Source organism: Candidatus Methylobacter oryzae, assembly GCF_003994235.2.
Taxonomy (GTDB): domain Bacteria; phylum Pseudomonadota; class Gammaproteobacteria; order Methylococcales; family Methylomonadaceae; genus Methylobacter_A; species Methylobacter_A oryzae.
The window spans coordinates 34584-46859 of sequence record NZ_RYFG02000100.1 but is presented as its reverse complement, the minus strand read 5'-3'; the positions used below and the strand labels follow the sequence as shown (position 1 = coordinate 46859).

General features: G+C 48.5%; 11 protein-coding genes. 5 read left to right on the top strand and 6 right to left on the bottom strand.

Annotation, left to right across the window (positions count from 1 at the left end):
- Nucleotides 1-64: 64 nt before the first annotated feature.
- The 6 genes from topA to EKO24_RS22645 all read right to left on the bottom strand — a co-directional run bounded on the left by topA (nt 65) and on the right by EKO24_RS22645 (nt 6319).
- Nucleotides 65-2377, bottom strand: coding sequence for a type I DNA topoisomerase (gene topA / locus EKO24_RS12430; protein ID WP_127029053.1), 2313 nt, complete (start codon nt 2375-2377; stop codon nt 65-67).
- Between the two features lie 99 nt (nt 2378-2476).
- The gene (locus EKO24_RS12425) at nt 2477-2944 is read right to left on the bottom strand and encodes a Smg family protein (protein ID WP_127029054.1); all 468 of its coding nucleotides are present in this window, start codon (nt 2942-2944) and stop codon (nt 2477-2479) included.
- A gap of 13 nt (nt 2945-2957) precedes the next feature.
- The gene (dprA, locus tag EKO24_RS12420) at nt 2958-4043 is read right to left on the bottom strand and encodes a DNA-processing protein DprA (protein WP_127029055.1); all 1086 of its coding nucleotides are present in this window, start codon (nt 4041-4043) and stop codon (nt 2958-2960) included.
- A gap of 17 nt (nt 4044-4060) precedes the next feature.
- A complete protein-coding gene (locus tag EKO24_RS12415) occupies nt 4061-5179 on the bottom strand; it encodes a LysM peptidoglycan-binding domain-containing protein (protein WP_127029056.1) in 1119 nt (372 codons plus the stop codon).
- Between the two features lie 658 nt (nt 5180-5837).
- Nucleotides 5838-6032: a hypothetical protein gene (locus EKO24_RS12410; protein WP_127029057.1), complete on the bottom strand. Its 195-nt coding sequence runs from the start codon at nt 6030-6032 to the stop codon at nt 5838-5840.
- Nucleotides 6033-6142: 110 nt separating this feature from the next.
- Complete coding sequence (locus EKO24_RS22645) at nt 6143-6319, bottom strand: hypothetical protein (RefSeq protein ID WP_162853359.1); 177 nt, start codon at nt 6317-6319, stop codon at nt 6143-6145.
- 467 nt (nt 6320-6786) lie between these two features.
- Between EKO24_RS22645 and def the strand changes: the two genes are divergently transcribed.
- Genes def through EKO24_RS12385 form a run of 5 tightly spaced genes read left to right on the top strand, consistent with a single transcriptional unit; the run spans nt 6787 to nt 12261 of the window.
- Nucleotides 6787-7293, top strand: coding sequence for a peptide deformylase (def, locus tag EKO24_RS12405; RefSeq protein ID WP_127029058.1), 507 nt, complete (start codon nt 6787-6789; stop codon nt 7291-7293).
- Between the two features lie 2 nt (nt 7294-7295).
- Nucleotides 7296-8225, top strand: coding sequence for a methionyl-tRNA formyltransferase (gene fmt, locus EKO24_RS12400; RefSeq protein WP_127029059.1), 930 nt, complete (start codon nt 7296-7298; stop codon nt 8223-8225).
- Nucleotides 8226-8232: 7 nt separating this feature from the next.
- Nucleotides 8233-9519, top strand: coding sequence for a 16S rRNA (cytosine(967)-C(5))-methyltransferase RsmB (rsmB, locus tag EKO24_RS12395; RefSeq protein ID WP_127029060.1), 1287 nt, complete (start codon nt 8233-8235; stop codon nt 9517-9519).
- Nucleotides 9497-10081: a DUF4390 domain-containing protein gene (locus EKO24_RS12390; protein WP_127029061.1), complete on the top strand. Its 585-nt coding sequence runs from the start codon at nt 9497-9499 to the stop codon at nt 10079-10081. Before rsmB ends, EKO24_RS12390 begins: the two co-directional genes overlap by 23 nt.
- Nucleotides 10063-12261 (top strand): sensor histidine kinase, encoded by a 2199-nt coding sequence (locus tag EKO24_RS12385; protein ID WP_127029062.1) that lies wholly within the window; start codon nt 10063-10065, stop codon nt 12259-12261. Before EKO24_RS12390 ends, EKO24_RS12385 begins: the two co-directional genes overlap by 19 nt.
- The last annotated feature ends 15 nt before the right edge of the window (nt 12262-12276 follow it).

The window sequence follows — 12276 nt, the reverse complement described above, 5'->3', positions numbered from 1 at the left end:
TTTTTAAGCTTTACTACGAAGACTCGGACAACTCCGCGTCTTCGTGGCGAATTAAAGCCTTAAGCTATTTAGGCCCCTGTACGTCGGCGGGATCGCCTTCATACGGCGTCGCATATTTACATTCTTTTTGCGGGCAAACTTTTTCCACGCCGCGCCGTTTGGTTTCTTTGACGGTCAAGATAGGCCACTCGCATTCCGGGCAGCTTTCATGGATCGGCGCGTTCCATAATGCGTAATCGCATTTCGGATATTCCGAGCAGGAATAGAATATTTTGCTGTTCCGGGACTTACGCTTAAGAATATTGCCTTTTTTACATTTCGGGCATTCGACGCCGGTATCCGAAGGTTTTTCCAGCGGTTCGATATGCTTGCATTTGGGATAAGCGCTGCAACCGATAAATTTGCCGTAGCGCCCGCTCTTAATCACTAAAGGCGATTCGCATTTAGGGCAGGAACGTCCTTCGACAACTTCGGGTTCATCGCTGGCACCGCCATCGTCGTTCAGGTTTCTGGTATACGAGCAGTCAGGGTAGTTAGTGCAGCCTATAAACCGGCCATTACGGCCCAGGCGAATGGATAGCGGGCTGCCGCAATCGGGGCATTTTTCGTCGATAGCTTCCTGGGTAACATCCTTGCGTTGAACGCTTTCTTCTTTTTCATGAATCAGGGTATTGAACGGTGACCAGAAGTCGTGCATCAATGGAACCCAATCTTTTTCTCCTCGAGAAACCGCATCCAGTTCATCTTCCAGATTGGCGGTAAAACCGTAATCGACGTATTTGGTGAAATGTTCGGTCAGGAATTTGTTGACGATCCTGCCGACGTCGGTCGGGTAGAAGCGTTTGCCGTCCAGCGTGACATATTCGCGGTTTTGCAGGGTCGAAATGATCGACGCATAAGTCGAAGGTCGTCCGATTCCGTGTTCTTCAAGCGATTTTACCAAGCTGGCTTCGCCGTAGCGCGGCGGCGGCTCAGTGAAATGTTGTGCGGCATTGATGTCGTTAAGCTTGACGGGACGGCCTTCTTCCATCGACGGCAGGAAGCTTTCCTTGTCGTCGCTTTCATTGCTGTCGTCCTTGCCTTCCAGGTAGGCGGCCATGAAGCCGGGATGGGCTATCGTGGAGCCAGTGGCCCTGAATACGTGCTTGCCGTCGCCGCAGGTCAAGTCGACCGAAACCATATTCAGCGTCGCATGGATCATTTGGCAGGCAATCGTGCGCTTCCAGATCAGTTCGTAGAGTTTGAATTGCTCGATGCTTAGGTGGTCTTTTAACTGGCTCGGTAAATATCTTGGATAAGTCGGGCGTATCGCTTCGTGCGCTTCCTGGGCGTTTTTCGATTTGGTCTTAAAGATTCGCGGTTCTTTAGGCACGTTTTCCGCGCCATAGTTTTCGGCAATCAAGGCACGGATTTCTTCGACTGCATCGACCGACAGGTTTACCGAGTCGGTACGCATGTAAGTGATTAAGCCGGCAGTTTCGCCGCCTATATCGATACCTTCGTAAAGCTGCTGGGCAACGATCATCGTGCGTTTGGTGGTGAAGCCCAGTTTGCGCGAAGCCTCTTGTTGCAAAGTCGAGGTGATAAAAGGCGGGGCAGGATTGCGTTTTTGCTGTTTCTTCTCCAGCTTGGCGACCATTAATTGGCCGTCGGCCGCATCCAGCAAGGTTTGCCTGGTTTTCTCGGCCAGCTCTTGATCGGTAATGCTGAATTGCGTGACTTTTTCGCCGTCAAATTGCGTCAGTTTGGCTTTAAAGGCTTGGTCCTGCGCAGTCAATGCTGCGTCAATCGTCCAATATTCGCGGGATTTAAAAGCCTCGATTTCCAGCTCGCGCTCGACAATCATGCGCAGGGCAGGGCTTTGCACGCGGCCTGCGGATAAGCCGCGACGGATTTTTTTCCATAGTAACGGCGACAGGTTAAAACCGACCAGGTAATCCAAAGCGCGGCGCGCTTGTTGAGCATTAACCAAGCTGATAGCCACTTCTTCCGGGTTGGCAATGGCTTCGGTGACGGCTTTCTTGGTGATTTCATGGAAGACTACGCGATGGACCGGCTTGTCTTTCAACAGTTTTTTTTCTTTCAGCAACTCAAGCAAGTGCCAGGAAATAGCTTCCCCCTCTCTATCGGGGTCGGTTGCAAGGTATAAGGCGTCCGAGGCTTTAAGGGCTTTACTGATGGCTTGAACGTGTTTCTGGTTGCGATCGATGACTTCATATTTCATCGCGAAATCGTTGTTTGGATCGACTGCGCCCTCTTTGGGGATCAAGTCGCGCACGTGTCCGTAAGAGGCTAAAACCTGAAAGTCTTTACCTAAATATTTTTCTATGGTTTTTGCTTTTGCAGGCGATTCTACAATGACGAGGTTTTTGCTCATTTAAGGTTCGGTGAAAGGTAAATAAGGTGAAAGGTTCAAGGTAAAAGGTTCAAGGCGCGTACTTTTTAACCTTGAACCTTGGACTTTGTTCCTTGTACCTCAGTGCAAATAAGTTGGAATAAGGTCATAGACAATATCTTCCATCCTGGAGAAAGCAATTTCTTCATCCGGCTGGCTGAGCAACACCATCAGCACTATCCATTTAAGTTTTTCGATGGATATTTCCTCATTTTCCAGGGCCATGGCGCGGTCGATGACAATTTCCCGGTTGGCTGAGTTCAAGATGTTGCTATGCTCAAGGAACATCAGGAAATTGCGGCATTCAATATCCAGTCTGGCTTTTTCCTGAGTGCAGAAGATGCGGAACGCAGGTGATGCCGAGGTTTTTATTGCCCGTTGCAGGCTAAGCGATTCTAGCCAATCGAACGCTTTGCTGACTTCGATCTGCTCGAAGCCGGCCTCCAGTAATTCTGTTCTGACGATGTCGCTATCCGGAAGTATTTCAATTTCATTGTCCATATAGTTTTCAAACAAGTACATCAGGACATCAAAGATATTTTCTTTCATAAGTTTTATCTATTTATTTAATTCGAGTGTAGCAACCGCCGGCAGTTGCTTCTACGTATCCTTGCAGTTCCAGAATCAGTAGCATTGACGAAATAACTTCGACGGATTCGTTGGCATTTTCAACCAAGGTATCGATAGAAGTTGGGCTAAACATGACAAGATTCAATAATGTTTGCTGCTCCAGGTCAAGCGTTGATTGCACTGTTGGTAGTTGGTCGGCTTCATGTTGTTGATTATATTGACTTAGTTCTTCGAGAATATCTTGCGTTGTTTCGACAAGTTTTGCTCCTTCACGAATTAGCGCGTTGCAACCGCGGGCCAGCGGGTTGTGGATGGAACCGGGGATTGCGAAAACTTCGCGGTTTTGTTCAAGCGCCATGCGGGCAGTAATTAACGAGCCGCTTTGTTTGGCCGCCTCAACGACTAACAATCCCTGGCACAAGCCGCTGATAATACGGTTCCGCCTGGGGAAGTGGTTGGCTTTGGCCGTAGTGCCGGGCGGAAACTCCGAGATCATCGCTCCGGTGTTGACAATTTCAGTCGCCAGATCTTTATGTTTTGCCGGATAGACGCGATCCAGCCCGGTACCGGCTACCGCAATGGTATAACCGTTGGCTTTTAATGCCCCTCGATGACTGGCGGCATCAATGCCTAAAGCCAAGCCGCTGGTAACCACGAAGCCGCAATGGCTAAGTGTCTTGGCAAAATTAAAGGCGATTTCCAAGCCGGAAGTCGAGGGATTGCGGCTACCTACAATAGCAATCTGCGGCAGCGATAACAGTTCGGGGTTGCCGCGCACAAACAAGAGGGGTGGAGGATCGGCGATTTCTTTTAACAATGAAGGATAGTCTGCATCATTAAGCGTGATGACGCTGTTATTGTCTTGACTCAGCCAAGACAGGTCGTAGTCGATAAGCGTCCAGTCAGGATTTCTGATCGCATTGACGATGGTGCTTTTTAAACCTAAAGCGCTAAGCGCCGACGATGATTCCGCAAACAGCTGGGCCGGGGTGTGGCTTTCGAGCAAGCGGAGAAATGTCCTACAGCCGACGCCTGGCGTGCGCAATAGCGCAAGCCAGTATTTGACGTCTTCGTCGATTTGTTGTGAGGTAATGTTCAGGGGGTTCTAACTTTGTCTAATACATGAAGGGCTTCGGTTGCGTTCATGACCAATGCGTAACTGACGCGCGCAAACGGACGGAAAACCATCAGCGTGCCGGCAATTTCATCGGGAAGATGAACTGCATCGTTCTTAACCGGGCTGTAAGCATCCCTGACGATCTTGCCGGCTTTATAGATATTTAGCTCGTGTCCGACGGAAAGGCCGTCCGCAGTACCTTTGTCTATCACCACCACGTTAAACCGTCCGATTTGAGAAACGCCGCCCAGTACGCTGATAATGTTGCCTTTAATGCTTTGTTCGGGAGGACGCGGGAAAAAATTTAAAGCAATATCTTCTTCAGTATTAGGCATGATCCGGTCGCCGGTGCGAATTTCAAGGACCGATTTAGTTATCGCTAACGTTGCCGGGTCGCCAGGCTGTTGCAATGTTGCATCGGCAATGAATTGCGCTTCATAGCCCAGGTTTTCTCCGTTTTCAGGGCTGATATAAGCGTTTCCCGGCCGATAAATTGTGTATGACAGACTTGCCGGTTCATTTATTGCACGTACGTAAACGCGGTCGCCGGCACCGACAATAATATGTTCGCCGGCAAAGCCAACCACATAAGGCGCTCTGCTGATTTCGTCTGCATCAACTACTTTGGGCGATGCCAGATAGTTTGCTATGTTTTCGGTAGGGATTAGTTTTACGGCCTGTTTTAAGCTGGATTCCCGGATACAAGGCAGTAATTTTCCTTCTTTGGAAACAGGAAAGCTGTTGCGGCCCTTCTTGTAATCTTCTTCTTTAAGTATACAGGGCGAGTCGGAAGTGTCCTGGGGTTGCGGCTGCTCGCTTCTGGAAAGGCTAAGCTGAGGTTTGCCGTTGACCATCGAAAAATAAAGTGTATCGCCGGGATAGATCAGGTGCGGATTCTTAACCTGAGTGTTCCGACTCCATAAATCAGGCCACTGCCAAGGATGCGTTAAGAACTTGCTGGAAATGTCCCATAAAGTATCGCCTTTGACGACGGTATATTGGTTAGGATGTGACGGGTTGATTTGTATGTCTTCGGCCCATGCAGCTAAGCTGATAAAGAATGAAGTGATCAAGCCGGCGAGTATTCGAAAAGCCATTTGGGATTCCTGTCGAGTCTTTTTGTGTTATCCGATGCAGTGTGCAGATAGAAATCGTGGTGAAACTTAAGTTGTTGATTATAAATTAGGAAAATAACCCACCGGTGATGTGCTGGCGGAAAGTTGATGCTGCTGTGTTAGTGCTTTGTTTATTTAAAGATAGCATTTGTCGCCAGAATAACAAGCAGGCATTGAAAGGTTGGTGTTCTGCGTCATCTTTTCAGGAGCATTTTAGCAGTTTGGGGCTGTGTATTATCTGGGCAATGTTTCCCGTTATGAAGCGTTTAACCGGCCTTTTTCCGCGGCGATAAGTAGAATCACTTATTCACAAAATCTGTGGATAACTATGTTGATTATTTGCGAATCGTATTATTTCGATCAGTTAAAACAAGTGTGTAAGTTAAAACGTACAAATATTGATCAATTCGCTAAATACGGCTACTGCATTTTGGCTGCCCGGATTTGGCGCATAATCGGCCAAGCGGTTTTTCTAGTCCCAAAGGCCTTTGAATATAGTCGGATTTGCAGTGAAGCTTTTTACATGCCGGCCCTCAATGGGAGTTGGTGAAAAGTTTCCGCTAGACGGCTAAGTTATACCGGTTGCTCATAGCCAAAGGGCATAAGTTTCGTTTGCGCAGACGAGCTGCTCAACTCAGCTTTAGTCTCTAATTTGTCCAGGAGCAAATTTAACAATCAAAAATGCCCCGACACTATATTGCACTGCTGCTTTAATGCTTTCGAAGGGTTTATTTAATATATCGCCATTGGCTACGGATTTAAGATAAAAACCATCTGCCGGTCCTGACACTATCTCAACTTGCGAAAACTTAGGTAATTCTGTGACTAAATTCATTTTGTCCTCAATTCTGTGCTGTATGTTTCTATAAATTATTGTTCGTTGCCGTAGCAGTCCTAGGGGCTGCGTCCCCTATTTTTTGTTTTACGGCATTATATGCGCGTTGTTCAGTTCTGTTCCAATTCCACCCAATCAATTTGTTTCTCAACAATAGTGATTAACTCCAACTGGCCCAGAGAGGAAACCATCTCTAATTCCGAACTTATTTGTTCCAATTGTTCCAAATGTGCGATTAACTCGAATAAATCGGTTTGGTTGATGTTTTTTTTCTTGGATTTCCTCATACTCGGGGCTCAAAACCTGTTGGTGTTAATGCCATTCCATGGAATGTTCTTTGTGCAGTCGCCGTAGATAGCGGCTATGTGTCTTTTCTATTATGCGGCATAACTTCTTTATCTGTCCTGTTGAAAGTCCAGGGTCTTGTTTAATACTGGATATTTGACGGTACAAAAGCCATGCCTGATTGGTTAGTTCATTGAATGATACTGTCATGGTTTTACCTCAATTTCGTTGGTCATAATTAATTTTATGCGCGATTTTAAACTGTCGCTGTCGGCGAAATAGCTTGCGATGATTTTTGAACGATAGCCGGCGCGTGTCTATTTTGTTTTTATGGTGTTGAGGTAGATTTGCGATACCAACGGCCAATTGTTTGGCTCGATTCTCTCGGTCCGGTATTTATAGCGGGCGTTTAAGTTTCGTTTGAATTCAGATAGAATTTCGCTATTCAATTATTATAGTGGAGAGTTTGTTGAGTATTCTATCTATTCTCGAGTTTCCGGATGAGAGATTACGCAAGAAAGCCGTACCCGTGCAAAAGGTCGATGATAAAGTCAGGAAATTAGTCGATGATATGCTTGAAACCATGTACGAATCGCGCGGCGTAGGTTTGGCCGCTACTCAGGTTAATGTGCATCAGCGCATTGTTGTTATCGATGTCAGTGAGGAAAAGGATGCTCCGATATGTTTGATTAATCCTGAAATCATCGAAAAAGATGGTGTCAAGGAGTCTGAAGAAGGTTGCCTGTCGGTGCCGGGCTTTTTTGAAAAAGTAAACAGGGCCGAGCATATCATTGTCAAAGCGCTCGATAGAGAGGGCCGGCCTTTTGAGTTAAGTGCCCGGGATTTGCTGTGCGTATGCGTTCAGCACGAACTGGACCATTTGGATGGAAAATTGTTTGTGGATTACATTTCGCCGTTAAAGCGTCAACGGATTAAGAAAAAATTGGAAAAAATCCATAAAATGGAAGCGAGTTGAGCATGAAAATCATTTTTGCCGGTACCCCTGAATTCGCCGTGCCTTGTTTGCAGATGCTGCTGGATTCGGGGCACGAGGTGTGTGCCGTTTACACCCAGCCCGATCGTCCGGCAGGCAGGGGGCGGAAGCTTCAGCCGAGTCCTGTCAAGGAACTTGCCTTGACTGCCGGGATTCCTGTTTTTCAGCCGCTGACCATGAAAACCGATGAGGATTTGCAGCAGATCAGCGCGTTTAATGCCGATTTAATGGTGGTTGTCGCTTACGGCATGATTTTGACGCAAGCAGTGCTGGACGTGCCCAAATTGGGCTGTATCAATGTACATGCTTCATTGTTGCCGCGCTGGCGAGGGGCTGCGCCAATCCAGCGTGCGTTGATGGCAGGCGATCAAAAATCCGGAGTGACTATCATGCGGATCGTGCGCAAACTGGATGCCGGCGATATGTTGCACAAGGAAGAATGCACGATAGACGAAACCGATACGGCCAGCGATTTGCATGACAAATTGGCCGCATTGGGCCCGATAGGTTTAGCTAAAGTGCTGGCTCAAATTGAAGCCGGTACCGTCCATGCGGAATCCCAGGATGAAGCTTTAGTCACTTATGCGGAAAAACTCGAAAAAAGCGAAGCTGTTATCGATTGGACTCAACCGGCGGAAGCCATTACTCGAAAAGTAAGAGGATTAAACGCATGGCCGGTTGCTCAAACACTTTATCAGGGCAACGTGTTGCGCATCTGGCAGGCTGTGGCAGTGCATGACGATAACTCTCTACAACTGGAGCCTGGTGTCGTGCGTTGCGCCGATAAAAACATGGATGTCGCAACCGGCTCAGGTTTTTTAAGGCTGCTGGAAGTGCAGTTGCCCGGCGGAAAACGCATGCCTGTTCAGGCTTTTCTCAGTGCTCATGATGTTAATGGAGCCAAATTAGGTTGAATACTCGGTGAATACAAGATTAGTTGCGGCTCGTGTATTGTCGCGGGTTTTGCAAGACGGGCAGTCTTTAACCGCCGCCTTGGACAGTGCGTTTCTAACCGTAGAATCGGCTAAAGACAAGGCCTTCATTCAAGCACTTTGCTTCGGCGTTTGCAGGCAATTTCACCGCTTGGATTTCATCTTAAGTCAATTGCTGGATAAACCGCTAAAAGATATAGACGTTAAGTCGCTGGCTTTGGTGGGCCTGTACCAGCTCAAGTTCATGCGGGTAAAGCCTCATGCTGCAGTATCGGAGACGGTGCTGGCTGCGCGCAAAAAACCGTGGGCAAAGTCGCTGATCAATGCGGTGCTCAGAACCTACCTCAGGGAGCAGGACGGACTGGAGCATAAGGCCGACCAATTTCAGGTCGCCGCCTTGAGCCATCCTGACTGGCTAATCAAGCAAATCGAACAGGATTGGCCTGAGCAGGCGCTAACTATTTTGTCGGAGAATAATTTGCAACCGCCAATGGTGTTGCGGGTTAATCTGGCCAAAATCGGCCGCGAAAATTATCTACAAAAATTAACCGAACAGGGCATTGCCGCGGAAACAGTCGGCTTTTGCCCGTCGGCGATTAGACTGGACAAGCCGGTGCCGGTAGACTTGCTGCCAGGTTTCGCCGATGGGTTGGTGTCGGTTCAGGATACCGCCGCGCAGTTGGCGGCCGGATTGCTGAATGTTCAGCCGGGGCAGCGAGTGCTGGATGTGTGTGCCGCACCGGGCGGCAAAGCCGCGCATATTCTTGAAAGCCAGCCGCAACTGCAAGAGCTGGTTGCTGTCGATATAGATGAATCCAGAATGCTGCGGGTCGGCGAAAATTGCCGGCGCTTGAATTTGCAAGCCAAGCTGGTCGTTGGCGATGCGGCAAATCCGTCAAGCTGGTGGGACGGCAAACCGTTCGACCGGATTCTATTGGACGCGCCTTGTTCTGCTTTAGGCGTCATCCGCCGTCACCCCGATATTAAATTATTGCGCCGAGTCGAGGATATTGGGCAGTTGCAGGCTTTGCAAAAAGCCATCATGAAAGCCGTCTGGCCGCTGTTGGTTCCCGGCGGGCTATTAGTATATGCAACCTGTTCCGTTTTAAAACAGGAAAATGAGCGGCAGGTTCAAGCTTTTCTCGCTGAGCACAGCAATGCTGTCGAATTGCCCATAAATGCCGACTGGGGAGTTGCCGGAGTATGCGGGCGCCAGATTCTCACCGGTGAATCGGCGATGGACGGGTTTTATTATGCGTGCATCGGCAAGCAATAAATCATCGCTTTATTACTCATTACTGTATTGTTTGCTGATATGGCTGACGCCCGCTTTCAGCTATGCCGATGCGTTTGGCGTTGAGGTAAAAAATGCCGAGATTACGTTGCAAGACAATAGTTATCTGTTGTCCGCGGATATGGATTATCAGCTCAGTGCAAGGGCAAAAGAGGCGCTGCAAAACGGTGTGCCTTTATTTTGGAATATAAATATCAAAACTTTTCAGCACCGCGATTATTTTTGGGATAAAACCTTGGCTAGTGCCAGTATCCGTTACCGCATCCAGTATCACGCGCTGTTAAACATGTACCGGGTCAGGAACGAGAGTAACGGCGAGTTGTATAATTTCTCTACGTTGTCCGCGGCACTGGATTTGATGTCGGCGATACGTGATTTTCGTGTGCTGGATAAAACAGTCGCTGAGCCCGGAGAACGCTATGCGGTCGGGATAAAAGTAACATTAGATCGGGATGCGCTGCCTTTGCCGCTACGTCCGATTGCTTATACGAATCCTCAATGGTATTTATCCAGCGATTGGACCTTATGGCCTTTGACAAAATAAAACCCCCTATCAGTTTATCGATATTGATCCTGTTTGGCCTGATTTTGCTGTTGTTGCAGTTGATGAGCACGGCAACGCAGGAATCTTCAGAGCTAAGCGCGATGTATTCATGGCTGCTGTTGGTCAATGCGCTGGGGTCGGTTGTGTTGCTGGGATTGGTCGGCGCCAATATTTATTCCCTGGCGCGGCAGTTAAAAAAACGCGAGGCCGGTTCGAGGTTAACCACGCGGATGGTGTCGTTGTTTGTCGTACTGGCCTTGGCGCCTGCGGCTATCGTATTTTATTTTTCGATGCAGTTCCTGCACCAGGGGATCGATAGCTGGTTTAATGTCGAAATAGACCGGGCGATGGAAGATGCGTTGGAACTTAGCCAGGCTTCGTTGGACCAGCGAATGCGCTGGCATTTGCGGCAGACGCAGCAATTGACCTCGAAGTTGGCGGAATCGTCGGAATCGTTGGCAACGCTGGAAATGGAAAATTTACGCGCGCTTGCAGGAGCGTCCGAAATGACTTTATTCTCGCGGCAGGGCAGGATTATTGCCTCGAGCAGCATTAACCCAGGCGATATTTTGCCGAGTTTGCCGGATGAGCATACTTGGCTACAGTTGCGGCAGAATGCTGAATACGTCGCGCTGGCGCCGGTTCGCGAAGACGAATTAATGATCCGGGTTGTTGTTACGGTCAAATCCAAAGAGCCGCGATATTTGCAGGCTTTATATCCGGTGCCGGTCAGGATTGCCGATTTGGCCGATTCTGTGGAATTTGCGTTTGTGCGTTATCAAGAGATGCACTTTTTAAGGCATTCATTGAAACTGAGTTTTTCCCTGGCTTTGTCGTTGGTTTTATTAATGAGCTTACTGGCGGCGATTTGGGTGGCTTTCATCAGCATCCGTAATATTGTCGCGCCGGTAAAGGCGCTGGTTAAAGGCACGCAGGCAGTTGCTTCCGGGCATTATGACCAGGAACTGCCGGTTATGGCTCCTGACGATTTAGGTTTTCTGGTTGAGTCGTTTAACGAAATGACGCATCGTATCGCCAGAGCCAGCAATGAGACCAGAATGGCCGGTATTGAGGTGGAAAATCAGCGTGCTTACCTGGAAACGATACTGGCGAATTTAACGGCCGGAGTTATCAGTTTCGATTCGGAGCATAAGATACGCACGGCGAACCAGGCCGCCTACAGGATTTTTCGCATTCATGTTAATCAGTTTGTCGGGCGAACTTTACTGGAATTGATCCAGGATTATGCGGAGCTGGCTGAGCCCTTGAAGTCCATTCAGCGCTTATTGGAACAGGCTGACGATATATGGCAGCAGCGGATTGCTTTTTTAGGTCCTAATGGTCGCCAGGAATTGCTATGTAGAGGTACTCCGCTGTTTTCCCAGGAAGGTCTCCGTGTCGGCGCGGTAGTGGTTTTTGATGATGTGACCGATTTGATTCAAGCGCAGAAAAATGCGGCTTGGGGAGAAGTCGCCAGGCGCTTGGCGCACGAAATCAAGAATCCGTTAACGCCGATACAATTGTCGGCGGAACGCCTGCAGCACAAGCTGACCGGCAAGTTGGCCGACGGCGATGCGGATATGTTGCAGCGCTCGACCACCACCATCGTGCAGCAGGTTGAGGCGATGAAGGAGATGGTCGACGATTTTTCGGAATATGCGAAACCTTCGAAAAAACAGACAGTGGATATCGATTTACCCGCTTTAGTTCAAGAAGTATTGGCGCTTTATGTTTTAAAATCGGGGGTCAAATTTAAGGTCGATTATGAAGCCGGCGTATTGATGATTAAGGGTGACCCGGTTAGCATCAGGCAGGTACTGCATAATCTGATAAAAAATGCACTGGAAGCGATAGGCGATAAAGGCTTGATCGAGATAAACCTGCACCGGGTGCAAAAAAATAATACCGATTTTATTGAAATAGCGCTTTATGATGACGGACCGGGCATTAAGGACGAGCAAATTGAGCAAATCTTTGAGCCTTATGTGACCACCAAAGCGAAAGGCACGGGCCTAGGTCTGGCAATAGTTAAGAAAATAATTGAAGAGCATGGCGGTGCGATATGGGTCGACACCAGTCGTCGACCGTCAGGGATGTCGGATGAGTCGCAATTGGTGGGAAGTCGATGCGAAAAAATGGGAGCGGGATTTATCATTCAGCTTCCGGCGTGTAATTCTTGAGGTGCTGTAAAAAAA

Bases quoted from the DNA above. Each gene is read 5' to 3' on its own strand.
- topA (WP_127029053.1), bottom strand. From the start codon at position 2,377: ATGAGCAAAAACCTCGTCATTGTAGAATCGCCTGCAAAAGCAAAAACC.
- EKO24_RS12425 (WP_127029054.1), bottom strand. From the start codon at position 2,944: ATGAAAGAAAATATCTTTGATGTCCTGATGTACTTGTTTGAAAACTAT.
- EKO24_RS12415 (WP_127029056.1), bottom strand. From the start codon at position 5,179: ATGGCTTTTCGAATACTCGCCGGCTTGATCACTTCATTCTTTATCAGC.
- EKO24_RS12410 (WP_127029057.1), bottom strand. From the start codon at position 6,032: ATGAATTTAGTCACAGAATTACCTAAGTTTTCGCAAGTTGAGATAGTG.
- EKO24_RS22645 (WP_162853359.1), bottom strand. From the start codon at position 6,319: ATGAGGAAATCCAAGAAAAAAAACATCAACCAAACCGATTTATTCGAG.
- fmt (WP_127029059.1), top strand. From the start codon at position 7,296: ATGAAAATCATTTTTGCCGGTACCCCTGAATTCGCCGTGCCTTGTTTG.
- EKO24_RS12390 (WP_127029061.1), top strand. From the start codon at position 9,497: ATGCGTGCATCGGCAAGCAATAAATCATCGCTTTATTACTCATTACTG.
- EKO24_RS12385 (WP_127029062.1), top strand. From the start codon at position 10,063: ATGGCCTTTGACAAAATAAAACCCCCTATCAGTTTATCGATATTGATC.